The sequence below is a fragment of the Phenylobacterium soli genome (assembly GCF_003254475.1).
Classification (GTDB): Bacteria; Pseudomonadota; Alphaproteobacteria; order Caulobacterales; family Caulobacteraceae; genus Phenylobacterium; species Phenylobacterium soli.
In genome coordinates this window covers 2,400,351-2,415,217 of sequence record NZ_QFYQ01000001.1, presented here as the reverse complement: position 1 = coordinate 2,415,217, position 14,867 = coordinate 2,400,351, and the positions used below count along the sequence as shown (strand labels likewise).

Annotated in this window: 11 protein-coding genes and 1 pseudogene; 7 read left to right on the top strand and 5 right to left on the bottom strand. The window is 70.1% G+C overall.

Annotated features, from left to right (window positions below):
- Positions 1-73 precede the first annotated feature (73 nt).
- From DJ017_RS11955 to alr, 3 genes are all read left to right on the top strand, one after another.
- Positions 74-2,500 carry a TonB-dependent receptor plug domain-containing protein gene (locus DJ017_RS11955; protein ID WP_111528931.1) on the top strand — a complete coding sequence of 809 codons (2,427 nt, stop codon included), beginning with the start codon at positions 74-76 and terminating at the stop codon, positions 2,498-2,500.
- 178 nt (positions 2,501-2,678) lie between these two features.
- The gene (locus DJ017_RS11950; RefSeq protein ID WP_111528930.1) at positions 2,679-4,169 is read left to right on the top strand and encodes a replicative DNA helicase; all 1,491 of its coding nucleotides are present in this window, start codon (positions 2,679-2,681) and stop codon (positions 4,167-4,169) included.
- Between the two features lie 24 nt (positions 4,170-4,193).
- Positions 4,194-5,285 (top strand): alanine racemase, encoded by a 1,092-nt coding sequence (gene alr, locus DJ017_RS11945; RefSeq protein WP_111528929.1) that lies wholly within the window; start codon positions 4,194-4,196, stop codon positions 5,283-5,285.
- Here the strand turns inward: alr and DJ017_RS11940 are convergent.
- On the bottom strand, positions 5,282-5,878 hold the full coding sequence (locus DJ017_RS11940) for a Yip1 family protein (RefSeq protein WP_111528928.1): 597 nt from the start codon (positions 5,876-5,878) through the stop codon (positions 5,282-5,284). The two genes, alr and DJ017_RS11940, sit on opposite strands and share 4 nt — an antisense overlap.
- A 108-nt stretch (positions 5,879-5,986) precedes the next feature.
- On the opposite strand from DJ017_RS11940, the gene radA reads away from it, so the two are divergent.
- From radA to DJ017_RS11920, 4 genes are read left to right on the top strand one after another with little or no spacing between them, the layout of a single operon-like run.
- Positions 5,987-7,354, top strand: coding sequence for a DNA repair protein RadA (radA, locus tag DJ017_RS11935; protein WP_111528927.1), 1,368 nt, complete (start codon positions 5,987-5,989; stop codon positions 7,352-7,354).
- A gap of 4 nt (positions 7,355-7,358) precedes the next feature.
- Positions 7,359-7,967, top strand: a complete 609-nt coding sequence (locus tag DJ017_RS11930; RefSeq protein ID WP_111528926.1) for a CvpA family protein — start codon at positions 7,359-7,361, stop codon at positions 7,965-7,967.
- A complete protein-coding gene (gene purF, locus DJ017_RS11925) occupies positions 7,964-9,469 on the top strand; it encodes an amidophosphoribosyltransferase (protein WP_111528925.1) in 1,506 nt (501 codons plus the stop codon). The genes DJ017_RS11930 and purF overlap by 4 nt, the downstream gene beginning before the upstream one ends.
- Positions 9,470-9,510: 41 nt before the next feature.
- Positions 9,511-10,266, top strand: coding sequence for an SDR family NAD(P)-dependent oxidoreductase (locus tag DJ017_RS11920; protein ID WP_111528924.1), 756 nt, complete (start codon positions 9,511-9,513; stop codon positions 10,264-10,266).
- Between the two features lie 118 nt (positions 10,267-10,384).
- Here DJ017_RS11920 and der read toward each other — a convergent pair.
- The 4 genes and pseudogenes from der to panB form a co-directional block, all read right to left on the bottom strand.
- A pseudogene (gene der, locus DJ017_RS11915) lies at positions 10,385-11,752 on the bottom strand (ribosome biogenesis GTPase Der); the annotation flags it as partial.
- 19 nt (positions 11,753-11,771) lie between these two features.
- Entirely contained in the window at positions 11,772-13,124 is a 1,353-nt protein-coding gene (locus tag DJ017_RS11910) for a PQQ-like beta-propeller repeat protein (protein WP_377284580.1), read from the bottom strand.
- Positions 13,125-13,159: 35 nt separating this feature from the next.
- Positions 13,160-13,948 (bottom strand): tetratricopeptide repeat protein, encoded by a 789-nt coding sequence (locus tag DJ017_RS11905; RefSeq protein WP_111528921.1) that lies wholly within the window; start codon positions 13,946-13,948, stop codon positions 13,160-13,162.
- A 90-nt stretch (positions 13,949-14,038) separates the two neighbouring features.
- On the bottom strand, positions 14,039-14,866 hold the full coding sequence (gene panB, locus DJ017_RS11900) for a 3-methyl-2-oxobutanoate hydroxymethyltransferase (protein ID WP_111528920.1): 828 nt from the start codon (positions 14,864-14,866) through the stop codon (positions 14,039-14,041).
- Position 14,867: the final 1 nt, after the last annotated feature.

The window sequence follows — 14,867 nt, the reverse complement described above, 5'->3', positions numbered from 1 at the left end:
CCGCAGCGGCTTAGCTCAGATTCCCAACGATAGCTCCGTCCCGACGAACGGGACCTGAAGGGGATCTAAGTTCATGAAATCGCGTCTCTTGCTGTTCGCCGCGGCCTCCGCGGCTGCGCTGGTCTCGACCGCGGCCTCCGCCCAGACCAAGCCGGCGAACGACACCGCCGTCGAAGAACTGGTCGTGACCGGCACGCGTGGGGAGGGCCGCACCCGGCTCGAGTCGCTGGCGCCGGTCGACGTCATCAGCCCGACGGCGCTGACGCGCCAGGGCACCACCGAACTCGCCGCCTCGCTGGCGACCCTCGCCCCCTCGCTCGACTTCCCGCGCCCGGCGATCACCGACGGCACGGACTCGATCCGCCCGGCCACCCTGCGCGGCCTCGCTCCCGACCAGACCCTGGTGCTGGTGAACGGCATGCGCCGCCACGCCTCGGCCCTGGTCAACGTCAACGGCTCGATCGGCCGCGGCTCGGCCGCCGTCGACCTCAACGCCATCCCGACCATCTCCCTGGAAAAGGTCGAAGTGCTGCGCGACGGCGCCTCGGCCCAGTACGGCTCGGACGCCATCGCCGGCGTCATCAACCTGCGCCTGCGCGAGGCGCGTTCCGGCGGTTCGGCGACCGCCACCTACGGCGTCTACGACACCAAGGTGGAGACGGCCCGCGATCCGAACGGCCGCACCAAGCACGACGGTCCGACCGAGACCATCGCCGCCTGGCAGGGCCTGCCGCTCGGCAAGGATGGCTTCCTGACGCTGTCCGGCGAATACCGCTTCCGCAACCCGACCAGCCGCGGCGACCTGGATCCGCGCCTCACCCCGCCGCAGATCAGCTCGCGCTACGGCGACCCGCAGGAGAAGGACGTCACCTTCTACGCCAACGCCGGCCTGCCGCTGAACGATGTGTGGAGCGCCTACGGCTTCGCGGGCTACCAGAACCGCAAGACCGACAGCGCGGCCTTCCCGCGGCTCTATAACGACTCCCGCAACACGCCCTCGATCTATCCTCAGGGCTTCCTGCCGCTGATCACCACCGACATCGACGACTACACGGTCGCCGGCGGCGTGAAGGGCGACGTGGGCGGCTACAACGTCAACGCGGGCGTCGTCTACGGCTACGACAAGATCAACTACGGCGTGATCCACTCGCTGAACGCCTCCATGGGCGCCGCCTCCCCGACCAGCTTCGACGCCGGCTCCATGAAGTACGACCAGTGGGTCGCCTCGATCGACGTGACCAAGCCGCTGGACCTCGGGATCGCCAAGCCGGCCACCCTCGCCTTCGGCGCCGAGTACCGCCACGAGGGCTACGCCATCGGGGCCGGCGACGTGCCGTCCTACACCTTCGGCGGCATCACCGGCAAAGCCGCCGGCGCCCAGGGCTTCCCGGGCTTCAAGCCGAGCAACGAGGTCGACAAGAACCGGCACTCCTACGCCGCCTACGTCGACCTGGACGCCCCGGTGACCGAGAAGTTCGACGTCGACGTGGCCGCCCGCTACGAGAACTACTCGGACTTCGGTTCGACCACGAACGGCAAGCTGTCGGCCCGCTACGCCCTCACCGACTCCTTCGCCCTGCGCGGCACCGTGGCCAGCGGCTTCCGCGCGCCCGCCCTGCAGCAGCAGTACTTCACCGCCACCTCGACCAACTTCATCCTGATCAACGGCGTGAACACGCCGGTGGAAGTGGGCACCTTCCCGTCGGTGAGCCCGGTGGCCGCGGCCCTCGGCGGCAAGCCGCTGGAGCCTGAGAAGTCGACGAACTATTCGCTCGGCGCGGTCTTCCATCAGGGTCCGTTCGAGCTGACGGTCGACGCCTACCAGATCAACATCAAGAACCGCATCGTGCTCTCGGAGAACATCCAGGGCTCGCCCACCGGTTCGCCCACGGCCCAGGCGATCTACGCCCTGATCAACCCGCCGGGCTCCGCCGGCCTCGGCGCGGCGCGATTCTTCATCAACGGCGTCGACACCGAGACCAAGGGCCTGGACGTCGTCGGCCGCTACCGCCTGCTGACCGACGACCTCGGCGAATTCGACTTCACCGCCGCGGCGAACTTCAACTCGACCAAGGTCAAGAAGACCCCGAAGACGGCTCAGCTGTCGGCCCTGCCGGTGCCGCCGATCCTCTTCGACCGTGGCAACGTGCTGACCTTCGAACGCGGCACCCCGCGCCAGAAGCACGTGGTCTCCGTCGACTGGTCGCGCGCCGCCTTCGCCGCCACGGCCAAGGCCACCTACTACGGCGACGTCCTGGTGCCGAACAACTCGCCGAGCCTCGACTACCACACCGGCTCGCACACCATCGTCGACCTGGAAGGCCGATACACCCTGCCGATGGGTCCGGTCCTGGCGCTCGGCGTGAACAACGTCTTCGACGAATATCCCAACAAGACGCCGACCATCGTGAATACGACGGGCGCCGTGGGCTTCCCGAGCTTCTCGCCCTTCGGCTTCAACGGCCGCTTCCTCTATGGCCGCGTGACGATCAACTGGTAATCATCCGATCCCGATCGGAATGCGGCGGCGCGGGAGTTCCCTCCCGCGCCGCTTTTTTTCGCCCCTCGGGCGAGGCAAGGCCAAGCTTGTCCACAGGTGATTCGTATCTGTGGACATGTGGCCGCAGGGCCGTATGTCAGCGTGCTTGTCGCGGTGCGCTTGGGCTAACGATACAGCCATGGCGATCATTCCGGCGCTCGACCTGCGTCCCCCTTCCAACGACGTGGACATCCCCCGCGTCCCGGCGAACATCGAGGCCGAGCAGGCCCTGCTGGGCGCCCTGCTGTACGACAATGCGGCGTTCGAGCGCCTGGGCGACAACCTGCAGGGACGGCACTTCTTCGAGCCGTTCCACCAGCGCCTGTTCGAGTCCATCGAGACCCATATCCGCAAGGGCCAGCTGGCCGAGCCGATCCTGCTCGCCGAGCAGTTCGCCCGCGATCCGGCCTTCGAGGAGCTGGGCGGCGTCCGCTACCTCGCCGACCTCGTCGACCGCGCCCCGCCGGCCGCCAACGCCGCCGACTACGCCCGCGCGGTCTATGACCTGGCCCTGCGCCGCGACCTGATCCGCATCGGCGGCGAGATCGCCAACCAGGCGACGCTCGGCGACGCCGAGCTCTCCGCCCGCGACCAGATCGAACAGGCCGAGCAGCAGCTCTACGAACTCGCCGAGACCGGCGGCGTCTCGCAGGGCTTCAAGACCTTCTCGGAGGCGCTGCACGGCGCCGTCACCATGGCCGCCGAGGCGCACAGCCGCGACGGCGGCCTGGCCGGCCTGTCCACCGGGCTGATCGACCTCGATCAGAAGATCGGCGGCCTGCACCCCTCAGACCTGATCATCCTGGCCGCCCGCCCCTCGATGGGTAAGTCGTCGCTGGCTGTGAACATCGGCTTCGACGTGGCCCGGAACTACGCCTGGGAGCCGCAGCCGGACGGCACCAAGAAGACCGTGCGCGGCGGCGTCGTGGCCTTCTTCTCGCTGGAAATGAGCGCCGACCAGCTGGCCATGCGTATGCTGGCCGAGGTGTCGGGCGTGTCGGGCGACCGGCTGCGCAAGGGCGAAATCGACGCCTCGGAGTTCGGCCGCATCCGCGACGCCGCGCTCGAGATCCAGGACGCGCCCTTCTACATCGACGACACCGGCGGCATTACCCTGGCCAAGCTGACCGCCCGGGCGCGCCGCCTGAAGCGGATGGTGGGCCTCGATCTGCTGATCATCGACTACCTGCAGCTCATCACCATGGGTCAGGGCTCGCGCAACGACAACCGCGTGCAGGAGGTCAGCGCCATCACCCAGGGCCTGAAGGCGCTCGCCAAGGAGCTGCAGGTGCCGGTGATCGCGCTGTCGCAGCTCTCGCGCCAGGTGGAGAACCGCGAAGACAAGAAGCCCATGCTCTCCGACCTTCGGGAATCCGGCTCGATCGAGCAGGACGCGGACATGGTCATGTTCATTTACCGCGAGAGCTACTATCTCAGCCGCGCCGAACCCCGCGAAGGCACGGAAGAGCATTTCAAGTGGCAGGAACAGATGGACCAGGTCCGCGGCATGGCCGAGGTGATCATCGGCAAGCAGCGTCACGGTCCGATCGGCACGGTGAAACTCTCGTTCAACGAGGACATCACCAAGTTCGGCAACCTGGCGCACTCCGGCCGCTACGACTCGCACTGAGCCGCCCCGCCCGGCTGATCCCGCATGGCTGAGCCCGCCGCCGCGCGCCTGACGATCGACCTCGACGCCCTGGCCCACAACTTCCACGCCCTCGCCGCCCAGGCGCAAGGCGCGGAGGTGGCGCCGGTGGTGAAGTCCGACGCCTATGGGCTGGGCGCGGCCCAGGTGGCGCGCCGGCTCTGGGCGGAGGGCGCACGCAGCTTCTTCGTGGCCCGGCTGGGCGAGGGCGAGAGCTTGCGGGCCGCGCTCGGGCCCGAGCGGGCGGCTGCGATCTTCGTCCTGGACGGCTTCACGGCCAACGCCGGCCCGCGGCTGGACGCCGCGCGCCTGACGCCCGCGCTCTGCAGCCTGCCGCAGGTCAGCGCGGCCGCCGCCTGGGCCGCACGCTCGGGCCAGCCCCTCTCCGTCGCGCTGCACGTGGACACCGGGATGAATCGCCAGGGCGTGACGCCGGATGAGGCCCGCGCCCTGCTCGCCGGCCAGGCGCTCCGCGGCCTCGACGTGAGCCTGGTGATGAGCCACCTCGGCTCCGCGAGCGCGCCGCAGGATCCGAGGAATTCCGAGCAGTTGCAGCGCTTCCTTGAGGTTCGTTCGGCGTTTGCGGAAGCCAGCGCCAGCCTCTCCGCCTCGGCCGGCATGTTCCTCGATCCGGCCTATCGCTTCGATCTCGTCCGCCCGGGCGTCAGCCTCTATGGCGGCGGTCCGCTGGAGACGCCGGACGCACGGCTGAAGGCCGTCGCCACCCTCTCCGCCCCGGTTCTCGACATCCGCACCATTCCGGCGGGCGAGACCGTCGGCTACGGCGGCAGCGTCCGCCTGACCCGCACCACCCGCGTCGCCGTCGTCGCGGCGGGCTATTCGGACGGCGTCATCCGCGCGGCCAAGGCCGGCGGCTACGCCTGGTTCGGGCGCGCCAGACGGCCGCTGCTGGTGGTCAACATGGACATCCTGGTCATCGACCTCGGCGACGCCGAAGCCCGGGTCGGTGATGCGGTGGAGCTACTCGGGCCCAACGCCCTGCTGGACGATCTCGCCACCGCCGGCGGCACCGTCGCCCACGAAATCCTGGTGCGGCTCGGCCGCCGGGCCGAGCGCATCTATCTCGGCGAGGCCTAGGGCATGAAGCCGGTCACCAGCCGCAGGAAGAGGGCCAGGGCCCCGGTGCAGAGGATCACCACGGCGAAGTAGGTCAGGGCCCGGTCGCCCGGCGCCCGCATCAGCCGCGGCAGGCCGAGAAAGAGGGCGTAGAGGCTGTAGAGCGCGCCCAGGATCGCCATCGGAAACCCGAGCGTCGGATAGAGGGCGAAAACGCCCGCCAGCCACACCGCCGTGCCGGAATAGGCAACCAGCTTCAGCGCCTGGATGCGATCGGTTCGCCCGCCGAACAGGGGACCGAGCGCGCTGATCACCAACGCCAGCAGATAGGCGGTGGCCAGGCTCAGCAGATAATCGATGAGCGCGCCGCCGATCGTCTCCAGTGGCTGGGCCTTCAGGTGAATGCCGGCGATGCTCGGGCCGAAGAGGATGAGGCCAAGGGCGCTGCAGACCGGCCCGATGGCGGCCAGCGGCGCCACATAGCCCAACATGAGGCCGCGCGCGGTGGCCGGCTCGCCTTCCACCTCCGGCCACGTCAGAGCCGGACGCAGCAGCATGCCGCGGACGCGCGTCACGACGCCGCCGCGCTTGGAGAATGGCTCCGCCGCGCTCATCTGAACTCCCAAACAGCCCACACGAAGCCTAGACGACGCCGCGCGCCCGACAAGCCGCGGCCGCTTCCGTCGGTTAGACTTCCCCACGTCACGAATCAGGAGCGTCCCTTGGCCCGCGACGGCGCCGCCTACGTCTGCCAGTCCTGCGGCTCCGTCCAGACCAAGTGGGCGGGCCAGTGCCCGGCCTGCGGCGCCTGGAACACCCTGGTCGAGGAGATCACCGCCCGCCCGCCGGGCGCGCTGGCGCCGGCGCGCACCGGCCGCGGCCGCGGCCTCAACTTCGAGGGCCTGCAGGACGCCACCCCGGCTCCGCCCCGGATCATCACCGGCGTCGACGAGTTCGACCGCGTCTGCGGCGGCGGCGTGGTGCCGGGCTCGGCGATCCTCCTTGGCGGCGATCCTGGGGTCGGCAAGTCCACCCTGCTGATGCAGGTCGCCGGCTCGGCCGCCCTGCGCGGAGCGGCCTGCGCCTACATCTCCGGCGAGGAAGCGGTGGAGCAGGTCCGCTCGCGCGCGCAGCGGATGGGCCTCGCAGCGGCCCCGGTGAAGCTCGCCGCCGAGACCTCGCTGCGCGAGATCCTCGAGGGCCTGAAGAAGGACGCCTTCGAGCTCGTCATCGTCGATTCCATTCAGACCATGTGGAGCGACGCCCACGAGGCGGCGCCCGGTTCGGTCACCCAGGTCCGCGCCGCGGCCGGGGAGCTCGTGCGCCTCGCCAAGAAGAAGGGCGTCGCCATCATCCTCGTCGGCCACGTGACCAAGGAAGGCACGATCGCCGGTCCCCGCGTCATCGAGCACATGGTCGACGCCGTCCTCGCCTTCGAGGGGGAGCGCGGCTACCCGTTCCGCATCCTGCGCGGCGCCAAGAACCGCTTCGGCGCGACCGACGAGATCGGCGTCTTCGAGATGGGCGACGCGGGCCTGGCGGAGGTGAAGAACCCCTCGGCCCTGTTCCTCAACACCGCCGGCGAGCGCGCGGCGGGCGCGGCGGTGTTTGCCGGGGTGGAAGGCTCGCGGCCGGTGCTGGTCGAGTTCCAGGCGCTGGTCGCCCCCTCGGCGTACGGCACCCCCCGGCGCGCGGTGGTCGGCTGGGATTCCGGACGGCTCGCCATGATCCTGGCGGTGCTCGAGACGCGCTGCGGCATCGGGTTCGGCGACCGCGACGTCTACCTCAATGTGGCGGGCGGGCTGCGCATCTCCGAGCCGGCGGCGGACCTCGCGGCGGCGGCGGCGCTCGTTTCGTCGGCCCTCGACCAGGCCCTGCCGCAGGACTGCGTGGTGTTCGGCGAGATCAGCCTGTCGGGCGAGGTGCGCCCGGTGAGCCGCATGGACGCGCGCCTGAAGGAGGCCGCCAAACTCGGCTTCCGCCGCGCCCTGGCGCCCGCCGATCTCGAGGGCGTGGCGGGCATGAGCGTCTCCGGCGCCAGTCGGCTGGCCGACGCCGTCAGGCGCATCGGAGACGGCGAATGGGGCTGACGCCGTGACCCAGTTCGACCTGATCGTCGCGGTCCTGCTGCTGATCTCGGCCGGCGTCGGCTGGCTGCGCGGGGCCGTGCGGGAAGTGGCCGCCATGATCGCCCTGGTGGCGGCGGCCTTCCTGGCGATCTTCGGCCTGCCGAGCACCGCCCCCCTCGCCCGTCACCTGATCCACACCCAGTGGCTGGCGGCCACCGCGGCCCTGATCGGCGTCTTCCTGGTCACCTACGGCCTCCTGCGTCTGATCGGCGCAGGGATTGCGCAGCGCGTCCAGAAGACCCACGTGCTGGGCCTCCTGGACCGGACGCTCGGCCTGGGCATCGGGCTCGTTCGCGGCCTGGTGGTCCTGGGCGGCCTCTACCTGATGTTCAACGCCGCCACGCCGAAGGACCTGCGTCCGCATTGGATCACCGGTTCGGCGACCTGGCCGGTGGCCGAGCACATGGGTGGGCTGATGACCGAGCTGGCCCCCAGGGGTCTGGACCTGGCGGGACGCCTGAAGCCGGCTTTCGAGCGGGCGGTGAAGGACGGCTCGCGTGACAGAAATGCTTCGACCGGTTACGACGCCCGCCAACGCGGCGAGATCGACGATCTTGTGGAGAAGTCCCGATGAACGTGATGCACGAACGATGGTCCAACCCCGTTCGTGATCCCTCCGACAGGGACGCCTGGGACGACACCCCGCGCCTGGAGTGCGGGGTCTTCGGCGTGTTCGACGTGGACGAGGCGGCGGCGCTTACCGCCCTCGGCCTCCACTCCCTGCAGCACCGTGGCCAGGAAGCCTGCGGCATCGCCTCCTTCGACGGCCAGCGCTTCCACACCGAGCGGCACATGGGCCACGTGGGCGACGCCTTCGCCGGCGCGGATCTCGTGGAACGCCTGCCCGGCCGCGCCGCCATCGGCCACACCCGCTACTCCACCGCCGGCGGCTCCTTCATCCGCAACGTCCAGCCGATGTTCGCCGATCTCGACTCCGGCGGCATCGCCCTCGCCCACAACGGCAACCTGACCAATTTCCTGACGCTGCGCGAACAGCTGGTCGCCGACGGCGCCATCTTTCAGTCGACCTCGGACTCCGAGGTGATCCTGCACCTGATCGCGCGCTCGCGGCGGGAGAAGATCGTCGACCGCTTCATCGACGCCCTGTCGAAGATCGAGGGCGGCTACGCCCTGGTCGCGATCTCCAACAAGAAGCTGATCGGCATCCGCGATCCGCTGGGCATCCGCCCGCTCGTCCTCGGCGACCTCGACGGCAAGGCGGTCCTGGCGTCGGAGACCTGCGCCCTCGACATGATCGGCGCGAGCTTCGTGCGCGACGTCGAGAACGGCGAGATGATCGTCATCGATCAGGACGGCGTGCAGTCGCTGAAGCCGTTCCCGGCCAAGCGCGCCCGGCCCTGCATCTTCGAATACGTCTACTTCGCCCGCCCGGACTCGGTGGTGAACGGCAAGTCGGTCTACGAGGTGCGCAAACGCATGGGCCGGCGCCTGGCCCAGGAAACGCCCGCCGAGGTCGACGTCGTCGTGCCGGTGCCCGACAGCGGCGTTCCCGCCGCCCTCGGCTTCGCCCAGGAAGCGGGCCTGCCCTACGAACTCGGCATCATCCGCAACCACTACGTCGGCCGCACCTTCATCCAGCCCACCCAGGGCCAGCGCGAGATGGGCGTGCGCATGAAGCTGTCGCCCAACCGCTCGGTTCTGGCCGGCAAGCGCGTGCTGCTCGTCGACGACTCCATCGTCCGCGGCACCAACTCGATCCGCGTCGTGCGCATGGTGCGCGAGGCGGGCGCCAAGGAAGTGCACCTGCGCTCGGCTTCGCCGCCAATCCAGTGGCCGGACTACTACGGCATCGACATGCCCGATCGCGAGAAGCTGCTCGCCGCCAACCATTCGGTCGAGGAGATCGCCAAGATCCTCAACGTCGATTCCATGGGCTACCTGTCGGTCGAGGGACTCTACTGGGCCATGGAAGCCGGTCCGCGGAACGCCGAGGACCCGCAGTTCACCGACCACTACTTCACCGGCGACTATCCCACCCGCCTGCTCGATCGCGAGATCGCCGAGGGCCGGAACGAGGCGGTGGAGCGCCAGCTCTCCTTCCTGGTCGACGCCTAAGGGGCGGGACAGTCGCGACAAAGCCCGCTAGGAAGCGCGCCATGTCCGCCCCGCTCTCCGACGCGCCGCTCGCCGGCAAGTTCGCCCTCGTCACCGGCGCCAGCCGCGGCATCGGCCGCGAGTGCGCCCTCGCCCTCGCCAAGGCCGGCGCCCACGTGGTCGCCGTCGCCCGCACCCAGGGCGCGCTCGAGGAGCTCGACGACGAGATCCGGCAGGCCAGCGGCCAGTCGGCCACCCTGGTTCCCATGGACATCGCCGAGGGCGACGGCCTCGACCAGCTGGGCCTGGCCATCCACCAGCGCTTCGGACACCTGGACATCCTGGTCCACGCCGCCGCCATCCTCGGGCCCATGACCCCCGTGGCCCACATCGAGCCCAAGCACTGGGATCGCGTGGTGGCCGTGAACCTCACCGCCACCTACCGGCTGATCCGTTCGACCGAGCCGCTGCTGCGCGCCGCGCCTAAGGGCCGGGCGATCGTCTTTTCGACCGGCCGGGTCGCCAGGCCGAAGGCGTTCTGGGGGCCATACGGGGCCACCAAGGCGGGGCTCGAGAACCTGGTCCGCACCTGGGCCGACGAACTCGAACAGACGAACGTCCGCATCGCCCTGGTCGACCCGGGCGCCATGCGCACCAAGATGCGCGCCGAGGCGATGCCCGGCGAGGACCCTGAGACCCTGCCCGACCCGGCCGAGATCGGTCCGATGGTGGTGGAACTCGCCCAGGCCGACCTCGGCCTGCCGAACGTCAACGTCCTCTTTTCGGAGTGGAAGTCCGGGACGCTCGTTTCGGCTTGACCCCCGGCCGCGCCAGCTTGGCCGATCGGCCGCGCGGCGCGCCAGCCTTGGGCTTCGGCTTCGGTTTGCCCGACGCCCTCGGCTTAGCGGAGGCGGCGCGCCCCTCGGCCGGCTTGGCCCGCGACGGACGCTCGGCAGGCGCCCCGTCCTCGCCCTCGGCGTAGGGGTTGCGGTTCGACTTGATCGTCACCCGCAGCGGCACGCCCGGCAGATCGAAACTCTCGCGCAGCGAGTTGATCAGATAGCGCCGATAGCTCTCCGGCAGCTGGTCGGCGCGGCTGGCGAACAGCACGAAGGTCGGCGGCCGCGCCTTGGTCTGGGCCATGTACTTCGGCTTGATCCGTCGGCCGTTCACAGCGGGCGGCGGGTGGCGCTGGATGGCCATCTGCAGCCAGTCGTTCAGGTCGCGCGTCTTCACCTTCGTCGACCAGTCCGAATAGGTCTTGAAGACGGCGGGCATCAGCCGGTCGAGGCCGCGGCCGGTCTCGGCCGACAACGGAATGATCGGCGCGCCCTTGACCTGCGGCAGCTGGCGCTGGGCCTCGTCGATGATCTCGGCGAGGCGCGCCTGCGGGTCGGGCACGAGGTCCCATTTGGCGAGCACGAAGACCAGCGCCCGCCCTTCCCGCTCCACGAGATCGCCGATCTGCAGATCCTGGATCTCGAAGGGATGGGTGGCGTCCATGACGAGGATCACCACCTCGGCGAAGGTGATGGCGCGGATGGTGTCCTGGGTGGAGAGCTTCTCCAGCTTCTCCTGCACCTTGGCCTTGCGGCGCAGGCCGGCGGTGTCCACCAGGCGGACCTTGCGCTCCCCCCACTCCCAATCCACCGGAATGGCGTCGCGGGTGATGCCGGCCTCGGGGCCGGTGAGCAGCCGATCCTCGCCGATCAGGCGGTTGACGAGGGTGGACTTGCCCGCGTTCGGACGCCCGACGATGGCGATGCGCACCGGCTTGTCTGCCTCGTCCTCTTCTTCCGCCTCGTCGGCCTCCGACGAAACCGCAGCGATGGCCGCATAGAGGTCGGCCATGCCCTCCCCGTGCTCGGCGGAGATCGGCACCGGCTCGCCGAGGCCGAGGCTGAAGGCCTCCATGGTCCCGGCGTCGCCCTGTTTGCCCTCGGCCTTGTTGGCCGCCAGCACCACCGGCTTGTCGCGCTTCCTGAGGATCTCGGCGAACACCTCGTCCAGCGGCGTCACGCCCTCGCGGGCGTCGATGACGAACAGGGCGACGTCGCACTCGTCGATGGCCCGCTCGGTCTGGGTGCGCATCCGGGCCTCGAGACTCTCGTCCGAGACGTCCTCGAAGCCGGCGGTGTCGATGAGCTCCAGGTCCAGGTCGCCCAGCCGACCCGTGGCGAAGCGCCGGTCGCGGGTCACGCCCGGCCGGTCGTCCACGATGGCGAGCTTCTTGCCCGCCAGCCGGTTGAACAGCGTGGACTTGCCGACGTTCGGACGCCCGACGATCGCGAGTTTCAGCGCCATGGCGTCCCCGATGCGCGTCCTAGCGGATCGCGATCAGCTGGGCGGTGTCCGTGATCACGTAGACGGTGTCGCCGGCCGCGACCGGACCGATCAGGGTCGGCGCGCCGATGTCGAGGCGCTTTTCCACCGCGCCCGTCTTGGCGTTCAGGGCCACCAGCTCGCCCGTCGTGCCGGCCACCAGGATCCGGTTGTTGGACATCAGCGGGCTCGACCAGACGGGCCGCGTGATCTTCGTGCCGCCGATGCCGAAGAAGCCGCCGCGGCGCTTGGCCACGAAGCCCTCGTTCAGGTCGCGGATCCAGAAGATCTGGCCGGTTTCGCGCGAGGCGCAGATCACCTGGCCCGCCTTGGAGACCACATAGACCACGTCGCCCACGGGCAGCGGCGTGGTGACGCCGACCACCGGCAGGCTCCAGCGCGCCTGGCCGGTGCGCAGGTCGGTGGCCGAGAACACGCCCGAGTGGCTGACGGCATAGACGTCGCCCCGGTAGATCACCGGCCGGCCGGGGATGTCGCGGATCTCGGACAGGGAGCTGGTGCGGCTGGCGCGCGACAGGGCCTCGTCCCACAGGTCGTTGCCGTTGGCGATGCGCAGGGCCACGAGCTCGCCCGAGCCGAAGGAGGCGACCACGGTGTCGCCGGACACCGCCGGGCTCGAGGCGGCGAGGATCCGCGCCGGCTCGGAGAGGGCCTGATAGGTCCAGCCGGACGCGCCGGTGGCCGCATCGAAGGTCAGCAGCGAGTTGTCGAGCGCCACCGCCATCACCCGGCCCTCGGCCACGGTGGGGGCGGCGTGGATCGGCTCGTCGGTCTTGGTCCGCCACAGGAGCTTGCCCGTGGCCGCGTCGACCGCCGCCACGAAGCGGTAGCCTGAGGTCACGTAGAGCTTGCCGTCGGCGAAGGCCACACCGCCGCCGAAGGCCTCGCGGTCGCGGCGGTTGTCGCTCGGGCGCAGGTTGGCCCGCCAGATCTCCGCGCCCGTCCTGGCGTCATGCGCCGAGACGCCCGCCTCGCCGTCCATGGTGTAGACGCGGCCCTGGGCGACCACCGGCGTGGCGGTCACATGGACGGCGCGCGAGGAGCCGATGCCGACGCCGCGGCGCCAGGCGATCGACAGGTTGGCGCCGGCGTCGACGTTCTCGACCGACTGCTCCGGCGTGCCGCCCGGCAGCGGCCACTCGGCCTGGGTGGCGACGGGCGGCAGGGCGAAATCGACGCCCTTCAGGGAATCGGCAGGCGCCAGGACCTCGTCCTGCGGGACGATCGAGATCCGCTGGCCCTCGGAGGCGGTCTCCTTGGGGCCTTCCTTGCCGTGGAACGGGTTCAGGCGGCTCACGGTGGAGCAGCCCGTCGCCCCGACGGCGGCGGACATCAGGAGAGCGAGGAAGAGCGTCTTGCGGCGCGGCGTCATTGCGGGCCCGTGGCTTGCGGTTGCGTCGGAACGGCGGCTTGGCCCGGGCCGACCGGGCCCGGCATGGTCTGGCCAGGAGCCAGCATCACCGGGGGTGGAAGGGCGGCGGCGGCCTTGGCCACCTGCGGAATGGCCTTGGCGGAGCCGGAATCGATCAGGTCCATGGCGGCCTTGGCGCGCTCGCGCGAGGCGTCGGAGGCCTCCAGCGACTGGCTGATCACCACGAACTCGCCGCGGGCGCCGGCGGTGTCCCCGGCCATCAGCTTGGCGAAGCCGAGCGCCTCGCGCGCCTGGACGCGGTAGGGGCGGCCGTCCTTGGTCAGCGGCGTCAAGCGCCCCTCCAGATCCTTCTCCGGAGCGGTGTCCAGCAAGGCGAAGGCGGATTTGAGGCGCGCCACGTCGCCGATGATGTCGTCCGGCGCGGCGGCCGCGGCCTGGTCGAAGTACTTGACCGCCTCGGGGGTGTTCTTGTCAGCCAGGCGCACGCCGCCGATCTGCATCAAGGCCAGCGACTTATAGGCCTTGGACGGCGACTTGGAGACCTCGGTCCACAGCTGCACGGCCTTGTCCTTCTGGCCCTGCTGCAGGGCTTCGAAGGCCTGGGCGTACTGCTCGGACGCCTTGGCGTCCTGCTGGGTCGTGTAGCGGTCCCAGCCCCAGTAGCCGAAGTAGGCGATGAGCAGCACGGCGGCGAGGCCCAGCACCCACGGCAGCGCCTTGATCACAAGCGCCCGGTAGCGGTCGGAGCGAAGCTGCTCCTCGACCTCTTCGAACAGATCGGTCAATCGGGACTCCGGATGGTCTCAAAGGGGCGCGCGGGCCGCAGAGGCCGGGAACCTATAGCGCGCCGCGAACCGTCGCAACGCCCGCGAAGCTCAGCCCGCCTTGGCGAAATAGATCTCGGCCGGACCGGGGAAACGGCGCTCGCGTACATCCTCGGCATAGCGCGCCACCGCCTGGGAGATCTCGTTCCTGAGATCGGCGTAGCGGCGGACGAACTTCGGGGTCCAGTCGAAGAGCCCCAGCATGTCGTCAGTGACCAGGATCTGGCCGTCGCAGCCGGCCGAGGCGCCGATGCCGATGGTCGGGACGGGAACCGCCGCCGTGATGTCGCGCGCCAGCCCTTCGGCGACGCCCTCCACCACGATGGCGAAGGCGCCGGCCTCGGCGGTGGCGTGGGCCTCGTCAAGGATGCGCTGGCGCTCCTCGTTGTGCCGGCCCTTGGCCTTGAAGCCGCCGTCGACCAGCACGGACTGGGGCCGAAGACCCACATGACCCATCACCGGAATGCCGCGCTTGACTAGATAGTCGATGTTCTCGACCACCGCGGGACCGGCCTCGACCTTCACGGCCTGGGCGCCGGTCTCCTTCATGATCCGCGCGGCGTTGTCGTAGGCGGTCTCGGGCGAGCCCTCGTAGGAGCCGAACGGCATGTCGACCACCACCATCGCCCGCCGGGAGCCGCGCATCACCGCCTGGCCGTGCAGGATCATCATCTCGAGGGTGACGCCGACCGTGTTCGGCAGGCCGTGGACCACCATGCCGACGCTGTCGCCAACCAGCAGAAGGTCACAGTGGTCGTCGAGGATGTCCGCGGTGGGCGCGGTGTAGGCGGTCAGGCAGACGATCGGCGTCTTGCCCTTGCGCGCGGCGATGTCCGGCGCGGCGAGGCGCTTGACGGCTTCCTGACGATGCGACGACACG

Excerpts from the sequence above, each read along its gene's own strand:
- DJ017_RS11955 (WP_111528931.1), top strand. The coding sequence starts at position 74 with ATGAAATCGCGTCTCTTGCTGTTCGCCGCGGCCTCCGCGGCTGCGCTG.
- alr (WP_111528929.1), top strand. The coding sequence starts at position 4,194 with ATGGCTGAGCCCGCCGCCGCGCGCCTGACGATCGACCTCGACGCCCTG.
- purF (WP_111528925.1), top strand. The coding sequence starts at position 7,964 with ATGAACGTGATGCACGAACGATGGTCCAACCCCGTTCGTGATCCCTCC.
- DJ017_RS11940 (WP_111528928.1), bottom strand. The coding sequence starts at position 5,878 with ATGAGCGCGGCGGAGCCATTCTCCAAGCGCGGCGGCGTCGTGACGCGC.
- DJ017_RS11910 (WP_377284580.1), bottom strand. The coding sequence starts at position 13,124 with ATGTCCGCCGCCGTCGGGGCGACGGGCTGCTCCACCGTGAGCCGCCTG.
- DJ017_RS11950 (WP_111528930.1), top strand. The coding sequence starts at position 2,679 with ATGGCGATCATTCCGGCGCTCGACCTGCGTCCCCCTTCCAACGACGTG.
- DJ017_RS11920 (WP_111528924.1), top strand. The coding sequence starts at position 9,511 with ATGTCCGCCCCGCTCTCCGACGCGCCGCTCGCCGGCAAGTTCGCCCTC.